The 25,897-nt window shown below is 66.1% G+C and carries 24 protein-coding genes; 6 read left to right on the top strand and 18 right to left on the bottom strand.

Annotated elements, in window-relative coordinates; translation table 11 throughout:
• The first annotated feature begins 350 nt into the window (after window positions 1–350).
• A complete protein-coding gene (locus ABIB51_RS09710; RefSeq protein WP_354187730.1) occupies window positions 351–665 on the top strand; it encodes a hypothetical protein in 315 nt (104 codons plus the stop codon).
• Window positions 666–825: 160 nt separating this feature from the next.
• Here ABIB51_RS09710 and ABIB51_RS09705 read toward each other — a convergent pair whose 3' ends face one another.
• From ABIB51_RS09705 to ABIB51_RS09685, 5 genes are all read right to left on the bottom strand, one after another.
• Window positions 826–2,580 (bottom strand): gamma-glutamyltransferase family protein, encoded by a 1,755-nt coding sequence (locus ABIB51_RS09705; RefSeq protein WP_502916104.1) that lies wholly within the window; start codon window positions 2,578–2,580, stop codon window positions 826–828.
• Window positions 2,581–2,686: 106 nt separating this feature from the next.
• On the bottom strand, window positions 2,687–2,818 hold the full coding sequence (locus ABIB51_RS09700) for an MFS transporter small subunit (protein ID WP_354187728.1): 132 nt from the start codon (window positions 2,816–2,818) through the stop codon (window positions 2,687–2,689).
• Between the two features lies 1 nt (window position 2,819).
• Entirely contained in the window at window positions 2,820–4,214 is a 1,395-nt protein-coding gene (locus ABIB51_RS09695) for an OFA family MFS transporter (RefSeq protein ID WP_354187727.1), read from the bottom strand.
• 154 nt (window positions 4,215–4,368) lie between these two features.
• Window positions 4,369–6,807 carry a Tex family protein gene (locus ABIB51_RS09690; RefSeq protein ID WP_354187726.1) on the bottom strand — a complete coding sequence of 813 codons (2,439 nt, stop codon included), beginning with the start codon at window positions 6,805–6,807 and terminating at the stop codon, window positions 4,369–4,371.
• A gap of 15 nt (window positions 6,808–6,822) precedes the next feature.
• Window positions 6,823–7,428 carry an SOUL family heme-binding protein gene (locus tag ABIB51_RS09685; RefSeq protein ID WP_354187725.1) on the bottom strand — a complete coding sequence of 202 codons (606 nt, stop codon included), beginning with the start codon at window positions 7,426–7,428 and terminating at the stop codon, window positions 6,823–6,825.
• 176 nt (window positions 7,429–7,604) lie between these two features.
• Here ABIB51_RS09685 and ABIB51_RS09680 point away from each other — a divergent pair, with 176 nt between their 5' ends.
• The gene (locus ABIB51_RS09680; protein ID WP_502916103.1) at window positions 7,605–11,264 is read left to right on the top strand and encodes a TM0106 family RecB-like putative nuclease; all 3,660 of its coding nucleotides are present in this window, start codon (window positions 7,605–7,607) and stop codon (window positions 11,262–11,264) included.
• A gap of 344 nt (window positions 11,265–11,608) precedes the next feature.
• On the opposite strand, the gene ABIB51_RS09675 is transcribed toward ABIB51_RS09680, so the two are convergent.
• The 12 genes from ABIB51_RS09675 to ABIB51_RS09620 all read right to left on the bottom strand — a co-directional run bounded on the left by ABIB51_RS09675 (window position 11,609) and on the right by ABIB51_RS09620 (window position 23,610).
• On the bottom strand, window positions 11,609–12,442 hold the full coding sequence (locus ABIB51_RS09675) for a triose-phosphate isomerase family protein (RefSeq protein ID WP_354187723.1): 834 nt from the start codon (window positions 12,440–12,442) through the stop codon (window positions 11,609–11,611).
• Between the two features lie 46 nt (window positions 12,443–12,488).
• Window positions 12,489–13,838: an MFS transporter gene (locus tag ABIB51_RS09670; protein ID WP_354187722.1), complete on the bottom strand. Its 1,350-nt coding sequence runs from the start codon at window positions 13,836–13,838 to the stop codon at window positions 12,489–12,491.
• Window positions 13,839–14,069: 231 nt separating this feature from the next.
• A complete protein-coding gene (locus tag ABIB51_RS09665) occupies window positions 14,070–14,837 on the bottom strand; it encodes an SDR family NAD(P)-dependent oxidoreductase (protein ID WP_354187721.1) in 768 nt (255 codons plus the stop codon).
• Between the two features lie 38 nt (window positions 14,838–14,875).
• On the bottom strand, window positions 14,876–15,862 hold the full coding sequence (locus tag ABIB51_RS09660) for a 3-hydroxyacyl-CoA dehydrogenase family protein (protein WP_354187720.1): 987 nt from the start codon (window positions 15,860–15,862) through the stop codon (window positions 14,876–14,878).
• 2 nt (window positions 15,863–15,864) lie between these two features.
• Window positions 15,865–16,347, bottom strand: coding sequence for a ribose-5-phosphate isomerase (locus ABIB51_RS09655; protein ID WP_354187719.1), 483 nt, complete (start codon window positions 16,345–16,347; stop codon window positions 15,865–15,867).
• Window positions 16,344–18,110 (bottom strand): dihydroxyacetone kinase family protein, encoded by a 1,767-nt coding sequence (locus ABIB51_RS09650; protein WP_354187718.1) that lies wholly within the window; start codon window positions 18,108–18,110, stop codon window positions 16,344–16,346. Before ABIB51_RS09650 ends, ABIB51_RS09655 begins: the two co-directional genes overlap by 4 nt.
• A 149-nt stretch (window positions 18,111–18,259) precedes the next feature.
• Window positions 18,260–19,264 (bottom strand): sugar phosphate isomerase/epimerase family protein, encoded by a 1,005-nt coding sequence (locus tag ABIB51_RS09645; protein ID WP_354187717.1) that lies wholly within the window; start codon window positions 19,262–19,264, stop codon window positions 18,260–18,262.
• A 175-nt stretch (window positions 19,265–19,439) separates the two neighbouring features.
• Window positions 19,440–19,841, bottom strand: coding sequence for an MFS transporter (locus ABIB51_RS09640; protein ID WP_354187716.1), 402 nt, complete (start codon window positions 19,839–19,841; stop codon window positions 19,440–19,442).
• Between the two features lie 153 nt (window positions 19,842–19,994).
• On the bottom strand, window positions 19,995–20,705 hold the full coding sequence (locus ABIB51_RS09635; RefSeq protein ID WP_354187715.1) for a GntR family transcriptional regulator: 711 nt from the start codon (window positions 20,703–20,705) through the stop codon (window positions 19,995–19,997).
• A 124-nt stretch (window positions 20,706–20,829) separates the two neighbouring features.
• Window positions 20,830–21,900, bottom strand: coding sequence for an alkene reductase (locus tag ABIB51_RS09630; protein WP_354187714.1), 1,071 nt, complete (start codon window positions 21,898–21,900; stop codon window positions 20,830–20,832).
• A 178-nt stretch (window positions 21,901–22,078) separates the two neighbouring features.
• Window positions 22,079–22,534, bottom strand: coding sequence for a hypothetical protein (locus ABIB51_RS09625; RefSeq protein WP_354187713.1), 456 nt, complete (start codon window positions 22,532–22,534; stop codon window positions 22,079–22,081).
• 491 nt (window positions 22,535–23,025) lie between these two features.
• The gene (locus ABIB51_RS09620) at window positions 23,026–23,610 is read right to left on the bottom strand and encodes a DUF6318 family protein (protein ID WP_354187742.1); all 585 of its coding nucleotides are present in this window, start codon (window positions 23,608–23,610) and stop codon (window positions 23,026–23,028) included.
• Between ABIB51_RS09620 and ABIB51_RS09615 the strand changes: the two genes are divergently transcribed.
• The 3 genes from ABIB51_RS09615 (at window position 23,513) to ABIB51_RS09605 (ending at window position 24,765) form a co-directional block, all read left to right on the top strand.
• Window positions 23,513–23,716, top strand: a complete 204-nt coding sequence (locus tag ABIB51_RS09615) for a hypothetical protein (protein ID WP_354187743.1) — start codon at window positions 23,513–23,515, stop codon at window positions 23,714–23,716. The genes ABIB51_RS09620 and ABIB51_RS09615 overlap by 98 nt on opposite strands.
• Before the next feature lie 141 nt (window positions 23,717–23,857).
• The gene (locus tag ABIB51_RS09610) at window positions 23,858–24,292 is read left to right on the top strand and encodes a pyridoxamine 5'-phosphate oxidase family protein (RefSeq protein WP_354187712.1); all 435 of its coding nucleotides are present in this window, start codon (window positions 23,858–23,860) and stop codon (window positions 24,290–24,292) included.
• Window positions 24,293–24,327: 35 nt separating this feature from the next.
• The gene (locus ABIB51_RS09605; protein WP_354187711.1) at window positions 24,328–24,765 is read left to right on the top strand and encodes a very short patch repair endonuclease; all 438 of its coding nucleotides are present in this window, start codon (window positions 24,328–24,330) and stop codon (window positions 24,763–24,765) included.
• Between the two features lie 36 nt (window positions 24,766–24,801).
• Here ABIB51_RS09605 and ABIB51_RS09600 read toward each other — a convergent pair whose 3' ends face one another.
• The gene (locus ABIB51_RS09600; RefSeq protein ID WP_354187710.1) at window positions 24,802–25,431 is read right to left on the bottom strand and encodes a TetR/AcrR family transcriptional regulator; all 630 of its coding nucleotides are present in this window, start codon (window positions 25,429–25,431) and stop codon (window positions 24,802–24,804) included.
• Between the two features lie 139 nt (window positions 25,432–25,570).
• Between ABIB51_RS09600 and ABIB51_RS09595 the strand changes: the two genes are divergently transcribed.
• Window positions 25,571–25,852, top strand: a complete 282-nt coding sequence (locus tag ABIB51_RS09595) for a hypothetical protein (RefSeq protein ID WP_354187709.1) — start codon at window positions 25,571–25,573, stop codon at window positions 25,850–25,852.
• The last annotated feature ends 45 nt before the right edge of the window (window positions 25,853–25,897 follow it).

The following is a 25,897-nucleotide window of genomic DNA, read 5'->3' as shown; positions in this document are numbered from 1 at the left end:
CCCCCCCCCCCCCCCCCCCCCCCCCCCCCCCCCCCCCCCCCCCCCCCCCCCCCCCACCCGCCCCCCGCCCCCCCCCCCCCCCCCCCCCCCCCCGGCACCGGTAAGTAATTGAATCGGTGGCGGCCGTCTGCAGAACGGACTGGGCTGGCAGGCAGAACGCTTCTAGGAAGTAGTTGTTGTTGTCGTGGTTGGGCATCCGGTAAGGGAGGCACTGACATCGAGGCATTGGGGGCTCCGTGGTGGCCGATGATATGAGTTCTGGCGCAGGGAATGAAAATCCGCCAGGAGGGCTAACCGAGCAGGACTTCCGACTTGGGCGGAAGACTTCGAGATACATACAGCTCCTTTGTGTGAGCGGATTCGTGGCTTGCGTCGGAATTGCCATTTTTGTGTTTATGAATGTTCCTTGGGATACCCGGATGCCGTACGACGGAAAGTACAACCGAAGTGGGAACGGGCTTCCGATGCAGATCGCAATGCTTCCTATTTTGTTGGTTATTTTTAGCTTGTGGCGATCAGGAAAAAAGACCGGCACGCATAAAATGGGTCAAGCGTCGCGGGTGGTGTCCTATGTATTCGGAACAGCTATCGTCGTCTTGGGTGTGGTTGGCCAGTGGGTGATGGGGAAATCAATCTTGACGGCTGGTGGATACTTTTCCAGGTAGGGCTCGTTAGGTTTTTCTGAATTCCGGCTCTGCAGTGATGGCGGTTTTTGGTGCGCCTTATTGGCGGTGCATTGATGCCCTACGACTGTCGACGTTGGAACGGATCGCAGCGAACCCTTTTTTGGGATCGGGGACCTTCATCGGCTGAGCACGCCACCTGCTACCGGCCCGCGGCGTACCCCTGCGCGCCCCGCGGATTCGCCGCGGCCTGCAGGACCCCCGTTTCGGGATCCCGCACGACGACGGAGAGCCGCCCCAGCGCCCAGTCGCCGGCCCGGGTGACAACATGCCCGCGGCGCTCCAGGCCTTCGATGACGTGCTCCCCCAGCCGGTCCTCGACGACGGCGCCGCCGGGCTCCCAGGTGCGCGGCCAGAACGAGCCGGGCATCGACGTCGTATGGAATGTCGGAGCGTCGATCGCCTCCTGCGGCGAGTACCCGCCCACGATGGTGCGCAGCAGGTACGGCAGCTGCCATTGGTCCTGCTGGTCCCCGCCGGGGGAACCCAGCGCGGTAACCGCCTGGCCGTCCCGCAGCACTAGGGTCGGCGTCAGTGTCGTGCGGGGGCGCTTGCCGGGGGTCAGCGTGGACGGTGTGCCGGGCTCCAGCCAGGTCATCTGCAGCCGCGTCCCCAGGCAGAAGCCCAGCTCCGGAATCGCCGGGGAGGACTGCAGCCAGCCGCCGGACGGAGTGGCCGAGACCATGTTTCCCCAGCGGTCCACGACGTCGATGTGGCACGTATCGCCGCGGGTCTCCCCCGCCGGCGCGACCGTGGGCTCCCCGACGCCGAGTCCGGCCGGCGAGGCATCCCCAGCGAGCGCGGGTGGCAAGTATTCGGTGCGTAGCGGAGGCTGGTAGGGCTCCCGCCCGGGCACGGTGCCGGGCCGGAATTCGTGCGATGCTTGCTCGCCGATCAGCTCCCGCCGGCCGGCACAGTATCCCTCGGACAGCAGGTAATCCAGCGGCACGTCCGTGTCGCCGTAGTACGCCTCCCGGTCCGCGAGCGCGAGCTTTTGCGCCTCCAGAATGGTGTGCGCCCCGAGTTCAGTGGACGGATCAAGGTATTGGTCCTCGAAGCCGGCAAGGATGGCGAGAGTCTGCAGCAGCGCCGGCCCCTGCCCCCAGGGACCGGTCTTTGCGATGGTGTGGCCGCGGAACTCCATGGTGGCGGCAGTCTCGTACCCCGCTTCGAACCCCGCCAGATCGTCCAGGGCGAGCACCCCTCGATGATCCGTTCCGGAGGAGTGCCGGTGCGGGGTCCGGACGGACTCCACCATCGCCCGGGCCACGAAGCCCTCCCGCCACTCTCGGCGGGCCGCGTCAATCCCTGCCTCGCGGGAAGACGCCGCAACTCCGGCTTCGACGAGGCGCTGCAGTGTGCGGGCATAGGCCGGATTCCACACCAGCTCACCTTCGTCCGGGATCCTTCCGCCGGGCATCCACAGCTCCGCTGACGTGGGCCAGTGGGTCCGGAACAGCGCGGACACCGCCGCGATCGTGGTCCCGACCCGGCCGAGCATCGGGTGGCCGTCGCGGGCATAGCCGATCGCGAAGTCCAGCACCGCGTCCAACTCCCACGTTCCGTGGTCGCGCAGCAGCAACAACCAGGCGTCGACGGCGGCAGGCACCGCGGCGGCCAGGGCACCGGAACCCGGAACCAGTTCCAGGCCTTCGGCCAGGTAGTGTTCCACAGTGGCGCCGGCCGGCGCCGGACCCTGTCCCATCAGCACTACCGGTTTGTCCGGTTCCTCCGCCGTGACGAAGACCCCGGTCATGTCGCCGCCCGGCCCGTTGAGGTGCGGTTCGACCACGTGCAGCACGAACGCTCCCGCCACCGCGGCGTCGAAGGCGTTTCCGCCGTGTTCGAGCACCGCTTGGGCAGTCGCCGTCGCGAGCCAGTGCGTGGACGCGCTCATCCCGAAGGTGCCCCGCAGCGTGGGGCGGGTGGTGAACGGCTCCGGTCGCGTGAACGGCACACTAGCCGCCAGCGGGCGGCCAAACGACACTTCCTGCACCTCGGTGTCAACCAAACAGTGCCGCCACGCGGGTGAGCGTCTCATACACGCCATAGGCCAGCGGCACGCCGACAAGCGCCCACGCAACCGTCAGTTTTCCGGTGGATGAATTTCCGGGCGAAACGTTTGCTGCACTCATCTCAAGCCTCCATGGCGGGCTCTTCGGACCGGTCGCGGTCCTGGCGGGGTTCGTGGAAGCGCGCGTCCACCGGTTTGACCAGCAGGTTGGCGGCGAAGCCGACCACCAGCAGCGCCACCATGGTCAGCAGCGCGGGCTGGTACGACGCAGCATTCAGCTGCCCGGGCTTGCCCTGGGCATCCAGGAAGGCGTTGACGATCAGCGGTCCGGCAATACCGGCGGCGGACCAGGCGGTCAGCAGCCGGCCGTGGATGGCTCCCACCTGGAAGGTGCCGAAGAGGTCCCGCAGGTACGCCGGGACAGTCGCGAAGCCGCCGCCGTAGAAGGAGATGATGACGAACGCGAGCGCCACATAGAGGAACGTGGTGGTGGAACCGGCCAGCGCCAGCACGGTGTAGAGCACGGCGCCGACACCGAGATAGACCATGTAGATGCGCTTGCGCCCGGTGATGTCCGAGGTCGCGGACCAGGCGAAGCGGCCGGACATGTTGCCGATCGAGAGGAGCCCCACGAAGCCGGAGGCGACGGCGGCACTGACCAGAGACACGCCGTCGGACTGGCGGAAGAAGTCCTGGATCATGGGTGCGGCCTGCTCCAGGATGCCTATGCCTGCCGTCACGTTGCAGAACAACGCGACCCAGACGAGCCAGAACTGCTTGGTCTTGACGGCATTCTTCGCGGAGACGTTTTCCGTGGTGACCAGCGTGGCAGCTTTGACCTTGGCCGGGTCGAAGCCGGCCGGTTTCCAGCCCTCGGCGGGGACCTTGATGGTGAAGGCGCCGAAGAGCATGTAGGCCAGATAGACGACGGCGAGGGTCAGGAAGAGCTTGCCCACTGCGTCGCCGCTGGCCACCCAGCCCTTGGCACCGGAGTTGGGGTCGTACATCTTGAGCAGTGCTGTGGACACGGGGCTGGCGATCAAGGCGCCGCCGCCGAAGCCCATGATGGCCATGCCCGTGGCCAGTCCGGGGCGGTCCGGGAACCATTTGATCAGGGTGGAGACCGGGGAAATGTAGCCGATGCCCAGTCCGATGCCGCCGACGAAACCGTAGCCGAGGTAGACGAGCCACAACTGGCCACTGAAAATGCCGAGCGAGCCGATCAGGAAGCCGCTGGCCCAGAACACGGCCGAGGTAAACATCGCTTTCCGCGGGCCGTTCTTGTCCACCCAGGTGCCCATGATGGCGGCGGAGAGCCCCAGCATCACGATGGCGATGGAGAAGATCAAGCCGATCTCGGTCAGGCTGGCACCGAAGTGCTTCACCAGGGCCGTCTTGTAGACGCTGGTCGCGTACGCCTGGCCGATGCACAAATGCACGGCGAGGGCTGCCGGGGGTACGAGCCACCGGTTGAATCCCGGCGGGGCTATGGTTCGTTCGCGGTCCAGCCAGCCCATAATTTACTCCCCTTGCGCGTCAACGACATCGGTGCCCAGCGATATAGAGGCGAACGGCCCGTATTCGTGCCGTTGCCTCCGGCAATCATGGTGCAGATCGTCAGCAAACGTACTAGTTTTGCGCCAAGCGGTAGCTCTCCAGCGATAAGCGGTCCTACTTACCCAGCCCGGCTTTCCGGAGCGCCTCGGCCATAGCCGTATTGGCCGGCGCCTGCTGCTTGGCCGGCGCCTGCTGCCGCCCGCCCGCGCGGCCCCCGGACCCGCGGCCCTCAGAACCACGGCTTCCGGAAGAGGGTGCGGTGCCCCCGGAGGCTGCGGGTTCGTCGTCGAGCCTCAGGGTCAGTGAAATGCGTTTCCGTTCCGGATCCGCCTCCAGCACCTTGACCCGGACCACCTGACCGGACTTCACCACCTCGCGGGGATCGGAGACGAAGCGGTTGGCCAGTGCGGACACGTGCACCAGCCCGTCCTGGTGCACGCCGACGTCGACAAAAGCACCGAAGGCCGCCACATTCGTCACGGTCCCTTCCAGAATCATGCCGGGCCTGAGGTCCGAGATCTTCTCGATGCCTTCGGAGAACGCCGCCGCCGCAAACGCGGGGCGCGGGTCCCGGCCGGGCTTCTCGAGCTCGGCGATGATGTCCTGCACTGTCGGCAGTCCGAACGTGCCGTCCACGAAGTCCTGCGGGTTAAGCTCGGAGAGGTTGCCGCCCGCCGGGCCGGTCTTCGCGGCGGCTTTGATCTTCCGTGCCACCGGGTAGGCCTCCGGGTGCACGCTGGAGGCGTCCAACGGCTCCGCTCCCCCGCTGATCCGCAGGAAGCCGGCGCACTGTTCGAACGCCTTGGCGCCCAGCCGCGGCACTTTCTTCAGCTCGCTGCGCTTGTCGAAGGGACCGTGCTCATTCCGGTACGCCACGATGTTCTCGCTCAGCAACGGCCCGACGCCGGCCACCCGGCTCAGCAGCGCGGGCGAGGCGGTGTTGACGTCCACACCAACCGCATTCACGCAGTCCTCGACGACGGCGTCAAGGCTGCGGTCCAGCTTCGCGGCCGTGACGTCATGCTGGTATTGCCCGACGCCGATCGACTTCGGCTCGATCTTCACGAGCTCCGCGAGCGGGTCCTGCAGCCGCCGGGCGATCGAGACGGCACCGCGCAGGGACACGTCCATGCCGGGCAGTTCCGCGGCGGCGAGCGCCGACGCCGAATACACCGAGGCGCCGGCCTCGGACACGACGATCTTCTGCGGTTTGGCTCCCAGGTTGGCTGAGTCCGGCCCCGCGCCGAGCTGCTTCAGCAGTTCGGCGGCGAGCTTGTCCGTCTCCCGTGAGGCCGTGCCGTTGCCGATCGCCACGAGTTCGACGCCGTGCTTCCGGGCCAGGCCCACGAGGGTCCGGAGCGCCTCGTCCCATTTCCGGGCCGGGGCGTGCGGGTAGATCGTGTCCGTCGTGACCACCTTGCCGGTGCCGTCCACCACGGCGACCTTCACCCCGGTGCGCAGTCCCGGGTCGAGGCCCAGGGTGGCGCGGTTTCCGGCGGGCGCCGCCAACAGGACGTCGCGCAGGTTCGCGGCGAAGACCCGCACGGCTTCGTCTTCTGCGGCGGCAAACATGCGGCTGCGCAGGTCAGCGGTCAGCCGGGCCAGCACCCGTGAGCGCCAGGCCAGCTGCGCGGTCTGCAGCAGCCACGCGTCGGCGGGCCGGCCACGGTCGGCAACCCCAAGGAACCTGGCCACGGCGGCCTCGTACCGGCCGCGCGCGGCGGTGAGGGCGGCGTCGTCGTTCGGTTCAGCTTCGGTGAGGTCTAGCTCCAGCACGCCGTCCTTCTCGCCGCGCAACAGCGCCAGGACGCGATGCGAGGGCATCCCGGAGGGCTGCTGGGAGAACTCGAAGTAGTCCTTGAACTTCTGGCCCTCTGCGTCCTTGCCCTTCTTGACGCGGGAGACCATCCGGCCCTGGGTCCAGAGCCGTTCCCGCAGCGTCGCGGCCAGGTCGGCGTCCTGCGCGACGCGCTCCACCAGGATGGAACGGGCACCGGCGAGCGCCGCGGCGGAGTCCCCGATCGAGTGCTCGGCGTTGAGATACTTGGCCGCTTCGCGTTCCGGGTCCAGCTCCGGGCTTTTAAGCAGGGAGTCGGCGAGCGGCTCCAGCCCGGCCTCGCGGGCGATCTGGGCCTTGGTGCGCCGCTTGGTCTTGAACGGGAGGTAGATGTCCTCCAGCCGCGACTTCGTGTCAGCCCGGACGACGGCGGCCTGCAGCTCCGGAGTCAGCGCACCCTGCGCGGCGATCGCTTCCAGGATGGTCCGGCGGCGGTCCTCAAGCTCGCGCAGGTAGCGCAGCCGTTCCTCGAGGTCGCGGAGCTGGGTATCGTCCAGGGTCCCGGTGGCTTCCTTGCGGTACCGGGCAATGAAGGGCACGGTGGACCCGGCGTCGAGCAGGTCCACGGCGGCCTTGACCTGCCAGGCCTGGACGCCGAGCTCGCCGGCAATCTGGGCGGCGATGCCGGACTCCTGGGTCTGTGGCGTGCCGGTCTTGGGCGACGGGCTGGTGGCGGGTGAGGCGGGGCGCTGCGGGAGTTGGGTCACCCACACCATTTTGCCTTACCCGGGTCAGGGACCGGCGGGGCCGGCAGCAGGGTGGGGCTGTTCGACGTCCTGAACTACCTCGTTGCGCCGCAGGAACCAAGGTTTGAAAGGAGGATCAAAGCGGGCGAATCGCGGCGGCCCCGCGGCTGTCAGCCCGGCCAGCACCAGTGCCGCTTGGAGGCCATCGTTGCGCCGTTCGAAGGCAGTTTCCGACCCGCTGCCCGAGAACCGAAGAGCAGCGGCCAGGGAGCCGGGGACGGTCCGGATCTTGACCTGCTGGTCCGCCGGGACCGGGGCAGTCTTCGCCGTCAGGTCTGCAGGGAGCACAAAGGCCACCACGAAATCAGCGGATTCTTCGCTTCCCGGCAGCGGACCGCTCTGGAGCACCGGGGCGGTCATCGCCAGCTGCTGCGAAGGTCCGGGCTCCTGGATCACCGGGGCCGTCATCGCCAGCTTCTGCCGGGCAGTGTTGTTGCCGCTGATGTACTTGAACAGGTGCCGGAAGGCTGCGTTGCCCGCACGGTCAAACGTCGCGTTGACCTGAATTTCGGCGACAACATGCGCGGGATAGCGGCGCAACTCGAAATGCGGGTAGCGCTGGACCAGCTGGAAGGGCTGCCGTTCGGTCATCGTCTTTCAGACCATACGCCGGGCCTGCGACAAGAACCAGCCCGTTCCACCCCGAGTGCCCGCCGGTTTTGTCAGAGGGCTTTGATAGCTTGAAGAACAGACGGCCGGACTGCGCTGACCTTCCGTCCAAGGCGGAAGAGCCTTCAATGCAGCAGTGCAACAACATCGGGGGCACAGTGTTTTTCCTTGAACCGGAAGTCCCGGGTTCCGCACCGGACCTGGTCTTCTCCGCGAGCGACCTCGTCACGGCTGCCAGCTGTGAGTACCAGCTGCTCCGAAAACTCGACGAGAAGCTGGGCCGCTCCCCTAAAGCCGCCTTCGAAGACGACGAGATGCTCAAGCATGCCGCCCTATTGGGCGACCTCCACGAGCACAGAGTCCTCAACGGATTCGTCGCAGAGTTCGGGCACTGGGATCAAGCCGCCGGACGCGGCGTGTACGACGTCGTGCCGGCCGAGGCCATGGACCGCGCCACTTTGCTGGCCAAGCACCGGGAATCCATCGACGCCCTGCGCTCCGGCGCCGACGTGGTGTTCCAGGCCGCCTTCTTCGACGGCCAGTTCCATGGCCGCTCCGATTTCCTGGTCCGCCAGGCCAACGGGACGTACGCGGTGTTCGACACCAAGCTGGCCCGCCACGCCAAGGTGACGGCCCTGCTACAGCTGGGCGCCTACGGCGACCAGTTGCTGAAGGCGGGGATTACGCCGGATCCGGCGGTAACGCTGGTCCTTGGAGCCACGGTTCCGCTCCCGGGCGGCGGCTTCGATTACGTCAGAAGCCACCACAAACTTTCGGAGATCCTGCCGGTGTTCCGGGAGCGGCGGGACCGCTTCCTGGCGCTCACCTCCTCGCATCTGGCGCAGCCCGGCACCGTGCAGTGGGATGCTGCCGGAATCACCGCCTGTGGCCGCTGCGACTACTGCCAGGAGCAGGTTGTGGCCACCGATGATCTGCTGCTCGTGGCGAGGATGAACTCGGCCCAGCGCAAGAAACTCCGCGCCGACGGCATCCGCACGGTCCGCGAGCTCGCCGAAGCCGCCCTGGTCAATCCCAACGCCTCGCTGCTGCGCCTGCAAGACCAGGCCAGGATGCAAAGCGGCATCGGCGGCGCGGATGGTGAGGTGCAATTCCTCAAGGACGGTTCAGGGCACAGCATCCGCTTCGGCGTGATCCCGGAGAACTCGCTGGCCGAGCTGCCCCCGCCCAGCGAGGGCGACATCTTCTTCGACTTCGAGGGCGATCCTCTGTGGCAGGAAAGCGCCACCGGAGTCTGGGGGCTGGAGTACCTGTTCGGGGTCATCGAAGCACCGGCCGCGCCCGGCGTCGCAGGGCTTTTCAGGCCGTTCTGGGCTCACGACCGGGCGGCGGAGAAACAGGCCTTCCTCGACTTCCTCGAGTATGTGCAGAAGCGCCGGCAGGACTACCCGGACATGCACGTCTACCACTACGCCGCCTACGAGAAGACGGCGCTCCGGAAGCTCTCCGTGATGCATGTTGCCGGCGAAGACACGGTGGACCAGTGGCTGCGGGACGGGCTCCTGGTGGATCTGTACCAGACGGTCCGGAACAGCATCCGGATTTCCGAGAATTCGTACAGCATCAAGAAACTCGAGCCGCTCTACATGGGGACGAATCTGCGCTCCGGGGACGTGAAGGACGCCGGCGCGTCGGTGGTTGCGTACGCCCACTACTGCGATGCGCGCGACGACGGCCGGGCTGAGGCAGCCGCCACCATCCTCGCCGGGATCTCCGACTACAACGAATACGACTGCCTCTCCACATTGGAGCTCCGGAACTGGCTCCTGGGCCTGGCCCGGGAGCGCGGCATCAAGCCGCTCGGCGACGGCGCCTCCCCCAGCACGACGACTGCGGCCGGCACCGGCGCGGACGCCCGCACAGTCACCGGCGCAGTCACCGGGCCGGGCACCGGGCCGGGCACCGGGCCGGGCACCGACGACCTGGACCCGCTCGAAGTTGCGCTGGCCGAACTGGCGGCTCCCGACGTCGGGCTGTCGGAGGATGACCGGAAGGCAGTATCCATGCTGGCCGCGGCGGTCAGCTATCACCGGCGGGAACGCAAGGCCTTCTGGTGGGCGCACTTCGACCGTTGCGAGAACGGCCCCGACACGCATCACCAGCAGGACCGCAACGTGTTTCTCGTTGAGGACGCGGAGGTGCTGGAGGACTGGTGGAAGGACGGCGCCAAACTGCCGGAGCGGAGGGTGAAGCTGATCGGCACCGTCAGCCCCGGCTCGGACCTCCGCGAGGGCAGCACATGGTTCCGCATGTATGAGCCACCGCTTCCGGCCGGGCTCGAGGGCACGGGCATCAAGGGGACCGGGCGCAACGGCTGGTTCGGCACCGAGGTCCTGGAGCTGGGCCAAGAGGACGGCAAAGATACCGTCATCATCCGGGACAAGCTCCGGAAAAACATCGAACCCTACGCTGAGGTCCCCGTTGCGCTGACCGAAGACCAACCCATCCAGACCAAGAGCCTTGAGGACGCGCTGGCGGCCCTCGCCTCCGATGTCGCCTTGGCATTGCAGTCCGGTCCGTCCGCTTTCCCGCGTCATCCAGCCCTGGACCTCGTCCGGCGGGTTCCGCCGCGGCTCGCCTCCGGGGCGCCGCTTTCCGTACCCGGCGACGGCCCGGACCGGTTCATCGACGCGATCACGGCGGCCGTCAGTGCCCTGGATCATTCCTACGTTGCGGTCCAGGGCCCTCCCGGGACCGGCAAAACCCATGTGGGCTCCCACGTCATCGCCCGGCTCGTGGCCCGCGGCTGGAAAGTAGGGGTCGTCGGCCAGTCCCATGCGGTGGTGGAGAACCTGCTGAAGACGGCTGTGACCAAGGCCGGCGTCGATCCCTCCAGGGTCGCCAAGGACGTGAAACACGCGGAGCCCCTCCCCTGGGTGCAGCGTTCGGGGCAGGACGTGGCGCGCTTGCTCGGCTCCCCCGGCGGGGCGCTCATCGGCGGCACGGCTTGGACCATGACAGGAGCAAATGTCCCGGCCGGGTCACTGGATCTGCTGGTGATCGACGAGGCCGGGCAGTTCTCCTTGGCGAACACCCTGGCCGTGGCCCAGGCCAGCAGCCGGCTGCTGTTGCTCGGTGATCCCCAGCAGCTGCCGCAGGTCAGCCAGGGCGCACATCCCGAACCCGTGGACGAGTCCGCCCTGGGCTGGGTGTCCGCCGGTCATGCCACGCTTCCGCCGGAACTTGGCTATTTCCTGGCCGACTCGTGGCGGATGACCTCGGAGCTGTGCATGGCCGTCTCCGAACTCGCCTATGAGGGCAAGCTGCGCTCGGCGCCTGCCGCTGACCTCCGGCGGCTGGATGGTGTTCCTGCCGGGATCGAGACCGTCGTGGTGGCGCACGAAGGCAACATCACGTCGTCGCCCGAGGAAGCCGCCGAAGTGGTCCGCCAGGTGCGGCGTCATCTGGGGCTGAGCTGGCAGTCAGAGCAGGGCTCAAGGCCGCTGGACGCCGCCGACATCCTGGTGGTGGCCGCCTACAACGCCCAGGTCAACGTGATCCGCGAGGCCCTGGACAGTGCCGGCCTGTCCGGGGTCAGGGTGGGGACCGTGGACAAGTTCCAGGGCCAGGAAGCGGCCGTAGTGATCGTATCCATGGCCTGTTCGGCCGTGGCCGACGCTCCACGCGGGATGGAGTTCCTGCTCTCGCGCAACCGGATCAATGTGGCGGTTTCCCGGGGGCAGTGGCGCGCGGTGATCGTCCGCGCCCCGGAGCTGACGAACCACCTGCCCACGCATCCGGAGGGCATGGAACAGCTGGGCGGATTCATCGGCCTGTGCCAACGTTCGCTGGGATCCTGAGCTTTTAGCCTAGCCCGTTGGACATGTCCATCGGGCGGCTCACGTTCAGGGGGGACATGCCCATTCTTAGATGCCTGGAGTGGGCATAGTGGCATTCTGCCCACTGCTCATGACAAGGGTGGGGCATGTCCCTCGGTGTTTCCGACGAAGGTAGGACATGTCCATCGGGCGGCTCACGTTCAGGGGGGGGACATGCCCATTCTTGGATGCCTGGAGTGGGCATAGTGGCATTCTGCCCACTGCTCATGACCAGGGTGGGGCATGTCCCTCGGACAGCTCAGGAGCAGGTGGACATGTCCATTCCTAGATGCCTGGAGTGGGCACAGTGGCATTCTGCCCATTGCTCATGACCAGGGTGGGACATGTCCATCGGTGGCGGTGGCGGCCGCGGAGATGCCTTCGGCCAGCCGGAGTGCCTCGTCCAGCACCGTGCCGAAGTTCGCGGGGTCGTGCGCAAACCGTCCCAGGAACAGGCCGGAGACGCCGTCGAGGGTTGGCAGCAGTCCAGGTTTGGCCGAACCGCCGTAGATGACCGGCAGCTCCTGCAGCCCGGCGGCGGCGAGCTGTACGCGGAGCCGTTGGACGACGTTGGACACGTACGCCGCGTCGGCGGGTTCCGCCGCGCCAATGGCCCAGACGGGTTCGTAAGCGATGGTGAGCCGGCCGGCGAGGTCCCAGCCGCCGTCGACGGCCGACTCGATCTGGCGGTACACAAAGTCCGCGGCGGCCGCCGGCTGACCGCCGTCGCGCTCCCCCACGCACAACAGTGGCGTGAGCCCGGCGTCGTCCGCGGCCCGGACTTTGAGGGTGATCATGGCGTCGTCTTCGTTGAAGTGCTCACGGCGTTCGGCATGGCCGATCTCCACGAGCCGGACCCCGAGTTCCGCGAGCATGGACGGCGCCACTTCCCCGGTCCAGGGGCCGTCCGCCCAGCCGCAGTTCTGCGCCCCGAGCAGCACCGGCGAACCCTCGAGGAGCCGGGCTGCCGCGGGCAGGACGGGGAAGGACGGAATGACAAACGGGACAACCCGCCCGGCCGCGAGGGCCGGACGGGTGTCCACTTCGTGCCGCAGCCGCTCCAGCCAGTCCAGGCTGTCCCGGTAGCCGAGGTACATCTTGGTGCTGACCCCCACGAGGATGCGTGTGCTGGAGGTCTGGCTGCCGGGGCTCTGCTGCATGTGCTGTTGCTTTCTGCTGGATCCAGTTGATGGGCGCTGGAAGACCTTACTGCTCCAGCAGTTCGTCGGCCTTGTTCTTGAAGCGGCGGGTCGCGAACATCATGGCTGCGGCCAGGAACGGAAGCACACCCAGGGCGTAGACCCCCATGGTTCCCGTGTCCGAGGCGGTCATCTGGTTAACCGAGGTCCGCAGGATCGGGGCGACGAAGCCGCCGAGGTTTCCGAGGGAGTTGATCAGGCCGATTCCCGCGGCGGCAGCTGTTCCGGTGAGGAAGGCCGTCGGGTAGGACCAGGCGATGGGGCCGATGGAGAGGAAGCTGCATACGGCGAGGGTGATGAAGATGATGCCGAGCGCCGGAATGTGGTTGGCGCCGGCCCACGCGGAGCCGAAGATGCAGAGCCCGGTGGAGATGAACAGCCCGGTGCCCCAGATCCGGCGGCGGACCACGGTGTTGGCGGCCTTGCCGATGAAGTAGCAGGCGAAGATGCCGAAGAACCACGGGATGGCCGCCATCAGGCCGACGGCGATGCCCACCTTCTGTCCGGTCAGCTGGGCCACCTGCTGCGGCAGGTAGAAGGTGACGCCGTAGACGGCGATCTGCAGGCAGAAGTAGATGACGGTGAAGTACCAGACCTTGCCGTTCTTCATGGCGGCCACGACGCCGCGCGGGCCGGACTCTTCCTTGACGGTGTCCTCAAGAGCCATGACCTCAAGAAGCGCATTCTTCTCGTCCTTGTTCAGGAATTTGGCGTCCTGAGGGCTGTTGATCAGGAAGAAGTACGCAGCGACACCGGCGATGACCGCCAGCATGCCCTCCACGAAGAACATGACCTGCCAGCCCTGGACCCCGGGCACCTGGTCGCCGATGTTGATCAGCCAGCCGGACAGCGGGGCGCCCATCATCTGGGAGAACGGCTGGGCCAGGTAGAAGATCGCGAACATCTTGACGCGGACCTTGTTGGGGAACCACGCGGCCAGGAACATGATGACGCCCGGGAACAGCCCGGCCTCGGTGACACCCAGCAGGAACCGCAGGATGATGAACGACGTCTCGCCCTGGACGAACGCGAAGCAGGCGGAGACGATGCCCCAGGTAATGGCGATGCGGGCCAGCCACACCTTCGCCCCGAACTTGGTCAGGAGCAGGTTGCTGGGGATTTCGAACAGGGCGTAGCCGATGAAGAAGATCCCGGCGCCCAGGGCATAGGCGCCGGCGGTGATGCCCTTGTCCACTCCGAGGGCGGCTTCGGCGAAGCCCACGTTGGTGCGGTCCAGGAAGGCAACCACATAGAGGATGACCAGCATGGGCATCAGCCGGCGGGAGGCCTTGGAGATGGCCGATTTAAGGACCGGCGTCTCCAGAAGGTCCCGCGTGGACGTTGTTGTTACGGACATCAAAAACTCCTCGTCGAGCAATCAGTGGTGTAACTCAGTGGGTGAATCAGGTGCATGGGAAGCGGCCGGATCCGGCCGCAAGGATTGGTTCTAGCGCGAAAGAGCGATGATCAATATCCCGGCCAGGCAGGCCAGGATCCCGACGGCTAGGTAGATCTTCCGTCCTTTGCTCCAGGATGCGAATCCGGAGGTGGCGGGGGTTTGGCTGTGTTGTGCCACGATGCTTCTTCCTTAGTGCATGTAGAGTCCGCCATCCACATTCAGCGTCTGGCCGGAGATGTACCCGGCGTCCTCGCTGATGAGGAAGGCGATGGCGGCTGCGATGTCCCGGGTGGAGCCAACGCGGTTGACCACGAGGTCTTTGGTGAGTTCGTCCTTGCGTTCCTCGCTGAGGGTGCCGCCCATGATGTCGGTGTCGATGGGGCCGGGCGAGATGGCGTTGACGGTGATGTCGTACTCGCCGAGTTCGCGGGCCGTTGCCCGGGTCAGGCCGATCACTCCGGCCTTCGCCACCGAGTACGGCGTCTTGGAGAACGTGCCGCCGCCACGCTGCGCGGAGACCGAGGAAATGTTCACGATGCGCCCGATCCTGTTCTTCACCATGGACTCTGCGACGCGGCGGGTGGCGTAGTGGACGCCGTTGAGGTTGATATTGAGCACGCGGTCCCACTCGGCGGCGTCGAGCTCCAGATAGGGCACCGGTGAGCTGACGCCGGCCACGTTGGCGAGGGCCACGATCTGCGGCAGCTCCGCCTCGATGGCGTCGATCGCTGCACGGACCGAGCCTTCGTCGGAGACGTTGGCGCCGGCACCGAAGGCCTTGACCCCGTGCTCGGCGGCGACTTCCTTGGCTGCGGCCTTGCAGCGTGCGTCATCGAGGTCGATGATGCCGATGTTCCAGCCCTGAGCCGCCAGGTAATTGGCGGTGCCGCGGCCGATGCCTCGCTCGGATACGGCACCGGTGATGATCGCTGTGCGTTCTGCGGGGAAAGTGCTCATGGGTGTGCTCCTGAAAGTGTGGAAGTGAACGTGGGAGTTCAGTAGATGGGGGCGGGGCCGAGCTCGTCGATGAGTTTCTGCATGGCCACGTAGGCCTTGTTCCGGTAGGCGATGAGTTCGGGGGTGCGTTCGGCGGGGACGTCGAGGAAGCCGGCCCCGGTTTTGGTGCCCAGTTTGCCGGCCTCGACCAGGTCGGTGAGGATTTTCGGGGTGGCGAAGCGTTCCGGGAAGTCGGTCTGCAGGGACTTGTAGCAGAAGTTGTAGACGTCCAGGCCGGCCATGTCGGCGATCGCGAAGGGGCCGAAGAACGGCAGCCGGAAGCCGAAGGTGGTGCGGACCAGGGTGTCGATGTCTTCCGCGGTCGCGATTTCCTGTTCCACCAGCTGGGCGGCCTCGTGGAAGAGCGCGTACTGGAGCCGGTTGAGCACGAACCCGGTGACGTCCTTGACGACCGCGGTCTGCTTGTTGGCGGCGTGTACGAGGTCACGGACGGCGCCGACGGTGGCCGCGGAGGTGCCTGCGTGGGGGATGATTTCCACGCCCGGGATGAAGGGTGAGGGGTTGGAGAAGTGCACGCCCAGGAACCGTTCCGGGTGGGCGACGGGTTCGGAGAGGTCCGCGATGGAGATCGTGGAGGTGTTGGAGCCGATGATGGCATCCGGCCGGGCCGCGGCGCTGATCCGGGCCAGGGTCTGGTGCTTGATGGAGAGGACCTCGGGGACGGCCTCTTCAATGAAGTCCGCGTCTGCCACCGCTTCCTCGATGTCCTTGGCGGCCCAGAGGTTCTCCTTCAGGATGGCGGTGGAGCCTGCCGGGAAGAGCCCCGCGGCAACGAATTCATCGGATTCGGCCAGCAGCCGCTCGTAGTTCTTCTGCGCCACTTCGGCCGACACGTCGGCCAGCGCTACCCGGGCCCCGCCGAGGGCCAGGACCTGGGCGATCCCGCCGCCCATGTAACCGGAGCCGACGACGGCGATCTTCCGGGCGGAGTTGATGGCGGCTGCGGTTTCTGTTGATTCGGTCATGTTCAGACTGCCTTCGTGTATTCGGGTTCGTACGAGCAGATGGCGTCCACCTTGGCGGCGGAGGAGGAGTTTTCGTCGAAGCGGTGGCTGAGCCATTCGCCGACGAGCTTCTTGGCCAGTTCCAGCCCGATGACGCGCTGGCCCATGGTGAGGACCTGGGCGTTGTTGCTCAGGACCGAGCGTTCCACCGAGTAGCTGTCGTGCGCGGTGACGGCCCGGATGCCGGGGACTTTGTTGGCCGCGATGGCCACGCCCAAGCCCGTGCCACAGATCAGCAGCGCCCGGTCGGCGTCGCCCTCGGCCACCTTCCTGGCCGCGGTGACTGCGAGGTGCGGGTAGGCGGTGGAGTCGTCAGGTCCGACGCCAATATCCAGCACGGACGCCACACGGGGATCCGCCTCGAGCAGCGCCTTCAGGGCGTTCTTGTATTCGACCCCGGCCTCATCGTTGCCGACGACAATGCGCCAGCCTGTTGTTGTGCTCATGCTTTTGCTCCTAGTTCCGACGGCTCGAAGTGAGCGAGCCGGGTTCCTGTGCTGGAAGTTTTGGTGTGTGCAGAAATCCGTGTGGCGATGAGCGCGAAGGACACCGCGCCGGGGTCAGGGTGGCCGAGGCTCTTTTCGGCGAGCGGGCGGGCGCGGCCCTTGAGCGGACGCAACCCGGAGGTCCCGTCTGCGGCGGCAGTGGCGGCTTCCGCTGCTGCTGCGAGCGAGCCGCCCACGGACGCGCCGCCGTCGAGCGCGCCGAGGAAGGCGTCCCGGAACGGCAGGAGCGCATCGACCATGGTCTTATCCCCCGGTTCGGCCTTGCCGAGTTCGGTGATGGCGTCAACGAAGGCCGTGACCGCCGCGGCGGCGTCCTGGCCGGAGTAGGACTCGCGGTTGCCCAGGGCGAGGCCGGCCGCGATGACCGCCGATCCCCAGAGCGCGCCGGAGGTACCGCCGGCACGTTCGCTCCAGGCCTCCCCGGCTGCGGTCAGGATGCGTTCCACGGATGCTCCTGCCCCCGCTCTCAGCTCGGCGGCGGCGACTGCCGCGTCCACACCGCGGCGCATGCCGATCCCGTGGTCCCCGTCCCCGGCGATGGCATCCAGGCGCCCGAGTTCTTCCTCATGCTCCATGATCACGTTCAGCGTCTGGCCAAGCAGGTCGGCCGCCAGCCGGCCGAGGGCTGCCGCCGCTGCGGTGGTGTATTCAAGCTCCTCGGCGGCGGTCTCGTCGGCTGCGGCGAGTTCGCGGCGGGCCCGGGGCGCGAGGTTGCCCTTGCGGAACGCCGGAGTGTCCGCGGGGGCGGCCCAGTACCGTTCGAGTTCCGCGTCGAGCCAGAGCAGGGTCAGGGAGAGCCCGGACATGTCCAGGCTGGTGACCAGTTCCCCGCATTCGGGTTCCACCACGGTCAGTCCCGCGGCGGTGAGGAGTTTCTCGATCTTGCCGAAGAGCAGGAACAGTTCGTCGTATTTGACCGTGCCGAGGCCGTTGACGATCGCGACGACCCGGGTGCCGGCGTCCTCCGGCTTGTCCGCGAGGAGTTTGGTGACCAGGAGGTCGGCGAGTTCGGAGGCGGTTGGCATCGGGTGTTCGGAGATGCCGGGTTCGCCATGGATGCCCAGGCCCAGCGACATCTGGCCTTCCGGGACGGTGAACAGTGGTGCGTCCGCGCCGGGCAGGGTGCAGCCGCCGAACGCGACGCCGAGGGAGCGGGTGCGGTGGTTGGTTTTGATGGCGAGGCGTTCGACGTCGTCCAGGGCCTGGCCGGCCTCGGCCGCGGCGCCGGCGATCTTGAAGACCGTCAGGTCCCCGGCGATCCCGCGGCGCTTTTCGATCTGTTCCGGCGCTGCGGAGGCGATGTCGTCGGTGACCAGGACCGTGCGGGTCTCGATGCCCTCGGCGTTCAGGCGCAGCTGGGCCTGGCCGAAGTGCAGGACGTCCCCGGCGTAGTTCCCGTAGCTCAGCAGCACCCCGCCGCCGGCGTTGGCGGCCTTTGCCACCCGGTAGACCTGCCCGGCCGCGGGCGAGGCGAACATGTTCCCGCACGCCGAGGCGGCGGCCAGGCCCGGCCCGACGAGTCCGGCGAAGGCCGGGTAGTGCCCGGAGCCGCCGCCGATGACCAGGGCGACCTGCCCGGCGGGGACCTCGGTGGAGCGGACCACGCCGCCGTCCACCCGGGCGACATAGCCGCGGTTGGCGGCCACAAAGCCGTCCAGTGCCTCATCCGCGAAATCAGCGGGATTATCGAAGATCTGGGTCATGGTTCCTCATTGAATCCGTGTTGGAGAACTAATGCTTTGGGTAGAGAGCTGAGTTGGAGCTGGGGTGGTGCGGCCGCCCCCAAATAGCTTGACGGCCGCACCGGGCCCCGGTGTCAGACGCCGGGTCAGACGCCGGGTCAGACGCCGGGTCAGACGCTGCTGAGCGCCGAGGCTGCGGGCTGTTGGCGGCCCTGGGCCACCCGGCTCTGGCCGAGGGCGTAGCCGTCGGTTTTGGGCAGGATCTGGCGGCGCAGGTAGTCCTGGTTGGAGGCGGTGACGGACAGGCCGTCGCCGCCGTAGTGCTCGGTGCAGAGGATGCCCTGGAAGCCCACGGAGAGGGCGACCTTGAACGCCTCGCGGTAGTTGATCAGGCCGGACTCCATCGGGGCGGGCATAGCGACGTAGGTGTCGCGGGCGATGTCCTCGTCGCGGATGTAGTTCTTCATGTGCCAGTAGTTCGAGTACGGCAGGGTTTTGGCGACCATTTCGCGCCAGTCCTCGATGGGGCGGTGCAGCCGGATCAGGTTCCCGATGTCCGGGTTCAGGCCCACATTGTCCAGGCCGATGTCCTGGACCAGCTGCACGGACTGGTCCGCGGTGCCAAGGTAGGTGTCCTCATACATCTCCAGGGACAGCAGCACACCGGCGTCGGCCGCGTGCCGGCCCAGTTCCCGCAGCCGGGTTACTGCCTTGCCCCAGGTTTCCTTGTCGCCTACCGGGTCCTTGTGCCCCTCGAGGGTCCAGAACCAGAGCTGCTTCTGCTGCTCCGGAGTGAGCGCCTGGTGCAGGCCGAAGGAGACCACCTCGCAGCCGAGCTCGGCCGCGGCGTCGATGGTGCGGTGGCTGTAGGCCAGGTTCGCCTCCCAGTTCCCTTCCTCGATCACGCTGCGCCGGATCGCGGAGATGACCGGAATACCGATGCCCACGGTCTCGGCGGTCCGCTTGAACTCGGCAAGCCGGGCCGGACTCAGGTCACCGGGACGGACCCAGCTGTCCGTGAGGTCCGCGTCGGCGAAACCGGCGTCCTTGACCTCAGTGAAGACCTCGGCCCAGGCGGAGGCATCGGCGTCGTTGACGTGGGTGCCCAGCGCGTCGGTGCCCGGGAACTGCAGCAGGGCCGCGGTGATGGGCCAGTTTTCGGCTGCGTAAGCCATGGGGTTCACTCCTTTGTGGAATCCTGTTTCCTATAGGATCTACTATCTGAAGTGATGTTGTCAAGATCACATGTCAGCTTGCGCCTGCTTCGCGGCGAAGGCAGTGCCAGAACGAGGCCCGCGACGCCGAGGAAGAGGAAGATGGCCTGCCAGCCGAAGGCGAGCACGATGGCGGTCAGGACAGGCGGGCAATGGCCGGTCCGTTGGGTGCTTCTGTGACGCCGAGCAGGAAGCGGAAGGTGATGAACTGCCACATCTTGCCGCCGATGGCCATCAGCGCGGTAGCGATGCTCCAGCCCGCGATGGTGAAGAAGTACATCCGGCGGGCGCCAAGCTTGTCCACGAGCCAGCCGGCCGGCAGCTGGGCAAAAGCGTAGGTCCAGGAGAACACGGTGCCCAGGAGGCCAATGTCCGTCCGGGTCATGCCGAATTCCTTGATGAGCTGCGGCGCGGCGATGGAGATCGCGCTGCGGTCCATGTAGTTGATGATGCCGGCGGCCAGCGCCCAGCCGAGGATCCACCACCGCAGATTTTTGATGGTGCGGCGTGTTGCTGATTCCTTGGGCCCAGCGGCCAAAGTTTCCGTTTACACTCTTCACTCCCTTGTGACTCCCTAGGCCGGCACCATAGACGCCACAATCGAAGATCCTATAGGGTCCTTGATCCGCTGTGAAGGGGGTCACAAAATAATGTTGCGGGGGCCCGTTGCGGCCGACCCGCGGGAGGGAGATTAGTCTGCGGGAGCGTCCGCGATGGCGCGGCCGCGCACCTTCTGCACGTGCTCTGCCATGGCGGCCGCGGACCTCTCCGGGTCGCCCGAAGAGAGCGCGTCGAGGACCGCTTGGTGCTCGGCGATCGCCTGGTCCGCGTCCGTGATGCCCGCGCCGCCAAAGAGCCGGAAGCGCTGGACCTGTCCCCCGAGGGCAGCATAGGCGGCCACCATAAACTGATTGCCGGTCTGTTCCGCGATCAGCCGGTGGAAGCGCTCATCTGCTTCCAGATAGTCCCGGTATTCGGCAAACGACGGGCCCCGCGGCGCCTTCTCGAGGTCCGCGACAGCCTTGGCCAGCTCGGCATAGTGCGCCGGCGTCAGCCGGGCACACGCCAAGCGGGCGTTGACGGGCTCGATGGCCAGCCGCGCTTCCATGAGCTCGGCGAAGTCCTCTTGGGTGAACATCGGCGCAACCCGGTACCCCTTGAGCGCCACTCTCCGAACCATTCCGGTGTGCTCGAGCCGGGCAAGCGCCTCGCGCACCGGTGTGGGCGAAACATTGAGCTCCCTCGCGGTTCCATCGATGCTTACCGCGGCCCCGGGCTCGAGCCGGCCGTCCATCAGCGACGCCAGAAGTTCTTCATAGACGTGGTCAGCGAGGACCTGGCGGCTGACAGGTCGTCCCGCGAAATGGCCCTCGGGGCGGTTCCCGGAGGAAGCTAGTTGCATGTTCAGATCCTATAGGAGAGGACATGCCCATTCTTTGACGCAAAGAGTGGGCAGAATGGTGTTCTGCCCACTCTTTGTGGCCAAGGCTGGACATGTCCAGCGGTGGAGGTGCTGCTGCTCTGCCCTAGTTCTGGTAGGCCGGGTAGTCGGTGTAGCCCACTGCACCCTCGGTATAGAACGTCGCCGGATCCGCCTCGTTGACCGGCAGGCCCTCACGCCAGCGGCGCACCAGGTCCGGGTTGGCGATGGCCGGGCGTCCGACGACGACGGCGTCAGCGTGGCCGTCTGCGACCAGCGCGGTGGCCTCGTCGCGCGTAGTGACGATGCCGAAGCCGGTGTTGATCAGGAACGTGCCGTTGAACCGTGCGCGCAGGTCCTGGACCAGCTCGCTGGTGGGGTCCTTGTGCAGGATGCTGAGGTAGGCCAGCTTCAGCGGAGCCAGCGCGTCCACCAGAATCCCGTAGGTTTCCCGGACGTCTGCCGCGTCGAGCTCCAGGGCTCCCTGGACGTTGTGCTCGGGCGAGATGCGGATGCCCACGCGGTCTGCGCCAATGGCATCGACCACGGCCTTGGCAACTTCGATCACGAAGAGTGCGCGGTTCTCCGGCGAGCCACCGTAGATGTCGTCGCGCTGGTTGCCGGCCGGGGTGAGGAACTCGTGCAGCAGGTAACCGTTGGCGGAGTGCAGCTCCACGCCGTCGAACCCCGCATCGATGGCCTTGCGGGACGCCGTCACGAATTCCCGGAGGATGGCCGGCAGTTCATCCGTGGTCAGGGCGCGGGGAACAGGGAACGGCTTCTTTCCCTCGTAGGTGCGGGTCTCGCCGTCGATGGCGATGGCGCTGGGTGCCACTACTTCGTAGCCACCCGTGGTGTCCTCGTGGGTCACCCGGCCGGCGTGCATGACCTGGGCGAAAATTCGGCCGCCCTCGGCGTGCACGGCCGACGTGACGTCGGCCCAGCCCTTGAGCTGTTCATCGGTCACGAGCCCGGGCTGGCCCGGGAAGCCTCGGCCTGCGCGGCTGGGGTAGGTGCCCTCACTGACGATCAAGCCGAGCGAGGCGCGCTGACGGTAGTGTTCGACTACCAACGGGCCGGGGATTCCTTCTTTTCCGGAGCGAACGCGGGTAAGCGGCGCCATCACGAGTCGGTTGGGCAGCTCCAGCTCGCCGAGGGTCATCGGGGAAAACAGCATGCGCAGTTCCTTTCACAGTGGATTAGTTCACTGTCGGAAACTGCACAGCGCTTGCAACTATTCCATCTGAGACTCGGATCACTAAGGGATCGGCGGACGTGGGCAGGACGACGACGGCGACCGTCACCTGTAGTGATTGGCCGGAATAGGGCCGGCGGTATGGGGCATTCGGACGATTCTAGGGAGTTGGCGCGGCGACGCCGGGGCAGCCCTGGCCTTGGGGGTTGCGGAGACAGTCGTCAGCGTAATTCCTGGTGATCGAGCGCCACACGCTTACCGGCTGCGGCGCCGAACTGAAGGAGCCCTGGCCGGGGATGGGCAGGGGCGGGCCGCCGTTCACGGAGTACGTACCCCGGAAATGGGTTGTCAGCACCACCGAGAAGTCCCCTGTTTGCGTGTACGCGTGGCTGGTCAGGGTCTTTTCGCCCCAGCGTTCCTGTGGCAACGGTCCGCCGGCCGCCGTCTGGGGACCGAGCGCAGACCCGTCGCCGTAGCTCCAGGTGTATTCCGCGGGCTTTGCGACGACGTGGACATGTTGAGCCAGGATCGTGACGTCGAACTGCTGTTCCGCTGCGTCCGCATAGAAGTTGGTTTCCGCTCCCCGCAGGGTGTGCGGGCTCGGCTGGGCCGTCACGGTTCCTGCCGCGATTGGAAGCCTCTGAAACTCGGTTTGGATCATGGCAGCGATACGGGGCAGCAATTCCTCTGGCCGGGGATCAAAGAGGCAGGTGGGGCCGGAGTGGTAGGTCCACGAGGGGTTCGCGATCCCAGCTGGCGCCTTGAGCCAAACGACCGGGATACCTTCTTTGCCGTCTGGCCCGTTCTTACAATCGACGAGGACCGCCAGGCAATCCGTATCGAAGTCGCCTCCGCCCAAGTGACATTGAAGTTCGTACTTGTATTGGAGGGGGTCGGCGGAGGGCGCTCCCGGCTGGAGGGCAACAAATTTGCCTGTGGCGGGATCCAGCCGCCACCCGCCAACGTTGACTCCTTGATTTCCGAAACCCGCGTCGACACCGCTGTCCTCGGCGAATCCTAGGGCCGGTACGAATAGAAGGCCAACCACGACAAGTAAGGTGGCGGCAATTCTAGGGACGTGACTCCAACGACGGAAGGTTGATTGGTTCATCGGATTGGATGCAGCCCGGTAAGTTGCCAGGCTCCTCCCTCGAACGCACCGACCATGACGTTTCCAGTATCTGACCGCGGTGTCGGCTTCCGGAACTCGATTCCTCCCGGCCTGTAGTAGTTGATCGTCGCCTGCTGCACTTGCGCTATGACTTGGTAATGACCATCTGGTTGCGCCACATAATTTGTACTAACGGTTGGTGTCTCGATTCGTCCACCTGCGAGCCAGTTCTCCCCGTCGTAGCTGGAACTGATTGCCTGGGTCACATTCACACATAGCTCGCATCCCGGGGCCGTGACCAAATCCAAGCTGGATGTATCGCCGGTCTCGTACCCGTAGCTGAGCAGTTGAAACCAGTACCGCGCAAAGGCCTCCAGGCCTTCCTTCGTCTCCGTCTTCGCCGCCTCGGGCAGCACCGGGACCGGGACGTTCTGGGCTCTTCCTGAGGCATCGGCCGGTTTGTAACTGGGAGCAGGGCTCGGGGTGACGCTCGGCGTCGACGATTGCGACGGGCTTGGGGACCCGACGGACGGTGAATCGCTCGGGGCTGGACCTCCCCCGGTGCAGGCGGTGACCGACATCAGCAATGCGGCAGCGAGGGCGGCCGCGCGGATTCGTGTGCTGCTGGAGAACAAGGTGCGAGATGTCATGGTCAGCTACTCCCCGATAGAAAATCAAGACGCTTGAAGCCAAACAATGGCTTAAGGGTAACCGACATCACATTTTGACCGTCAGGGTTGTCCACAGGCGGAAGGAGCCCCGTCCGCACGCCGTCATAGTCCCGTTGGCCTCTAGCGCTTTGCCTCACGAGGACAGAACAATAAGGCCATGATGTTCGAACATGCAGACGGCAATCCCATCCTCAATCTGGACGAAGAGCAGTCTTGGAAGCTCCTCGAGGGCACGAGGCACGGCAGGTTGGTGGTCACCGTCGCCGGGGAGCCGGACATCTTCCCGGTGAACTACGCGGTGGGCGGCAGGAAGCTGTACCTCCGCACGGCGCCAGGCAACAAACTGGCCGAACTGACCATCAACTCGAAGGTGCTCTTCGAAACCGACGGCATCCTGTCGGAGGAAGCTTGGTCCGTGGTCCTCCGGGGCAACGCACGCATCCTGCAGCTGTCCGCGGACATTGCCGCGGCGGAGGCGCTGGATCTGAAGTCCTGGGTTCCCACGCTGAAGGACTTCTACGTTGAGATCGAACCGACGTCGGTCACCGGCCGCCACTTCGAGTTTGGCGAACAGCCGGAGCGGGAAATCTAGGCAGCGACGACCCGGCCGCCGCCTAGACTTAAACCATGGCGGACAAGCTGACACCGGAGCGGCGCAGCTGGAATATGTCCCGCATCCGGGGTAAGAACACCAAGCCTGAACTCTTGGTCCGCAAACTGTTGCACTCCAAGGGATACCGCTACAGGCTGCACGGCTCGGCCGGCGGCGGAAGGCTCCCAGGCAGCCCCGATCTGGTCTTTGCCAGCCGCCACAAGGTCATTTTCGTCAACGGTTGTTTCTGGCACTTCCACGACTGCAGGGTGGGGCAACATGCACCCAAGGCCAACGCCGAATTCTGGGAGACCAAGCGGACACGCACCAGAACCCGCGACGCCGAACAGTTGCGCCAGCTTGAGACCTCAGGCTGGAAAGCGCTCACCGTCTGGGAGTGCGAACTCAAGGATCCGCAAGCGCTGGAACAACACCTGAACGCTTTCCTCTGCGGGACCGAAACTACCGGTTAGGCCTAGGTGCCGGAACAGTCCCCGACGGGCAGGAACTCAGCCGCGGCGGTGACTGCTAATCAGCCAGCCAGCCATCTCGCGGGCACGTCCGGCGGCAGCCCGGTCCCCTTCCGCTGCGGAAACGATCGACCCCTTCATAAGGATGTGCCAGGAGCGGGAGAAGCCTTCCGGGTCCCGCAACCCGGCTTCCTCGGCGAGTTGCTGTACATGGCCCCGGATTTTGGCGAGGTAGTCGATGCTGGCCTGACCGAGGGGATGGCCAGCTCCCATCTCAAGCAGGATGTTTATGAACGAGCAGGCTTCGAAGTCATCACGGGCAAACCAGTCGGCAAAGACGTCAAAGATCGAGAGCAGCTGGGATTCCGCAGTATCCCCCCGGCGACGGGCCTCGGAGACGATCATGTCCACGGTCCACTGCTGGTCCCTGCGCTCCAGGAAGGCGAGCACGAGCTCGTCCTTGGAGGCGAAATGCCGATAGAAACTTGCTTTGGCCACTCCGGACCGGCTAATCAGTTCATTGACGCCTACATCGCGGACGCCACGCCGGGAGAACAATTCGTAGGCCACGTCGAGAATCCGCCCACGCACGCCGGTCGCGGGAAGAGCGTCGCCGCTTGGACCTTCCAGCGTGGACGCCTTGGGAGCGGGATTAGTCGAAAGTGACATCAAAAATAGTCTATCCCAATACAAGACAGAATTGTCTGTCTCAGGTAAAATTCGAATCCGGGGACTTGGACGCTTTTCGGTCCGCAATTGCTCGATTACTACTAGACCCACGGGAGAGCGCAAGATGCCGCACTCGCTGATGTCCAATGAGTCTCTGACCACCGACATGCCACACCCCACACCGTCCGCCGTCACCCGGCTCCAGGATTACCGGCGGGCCCACGAGGTCGGTGCGGATCTGGAACCCCTGCGCAGGCAGGTGTCGGCGATCATTGATGAAATTCTCGCCGACACTGCGCCTGAAGACGCGGAGGTGCGCGAAAAACTTCGCCGGCATGTCTACGCCAATCCCGGCAGGCCGGAAAAGGCCCTCCTGGGCCACTTGCACTCCATGTCAGCCCGGCGGGACGAAGCCGGCTAGAAGCGGCCGAACTGGCTCGGGCACGCGAGTCCGGCGGAACGACCC

The organism is Arthrobacter sp. UYCu712 (assembly GCF_040547005.1).
Classification (GTDB): Bacteria; Actinomycetota; Actinomycetes; order Actinomycetales; family Micrococcaceae; genus Arthrobacter.
Note: the sequence above shows the minus strand (reverse complement) of the source record. Positions and strands in the feature narration are given on the sequence as shown.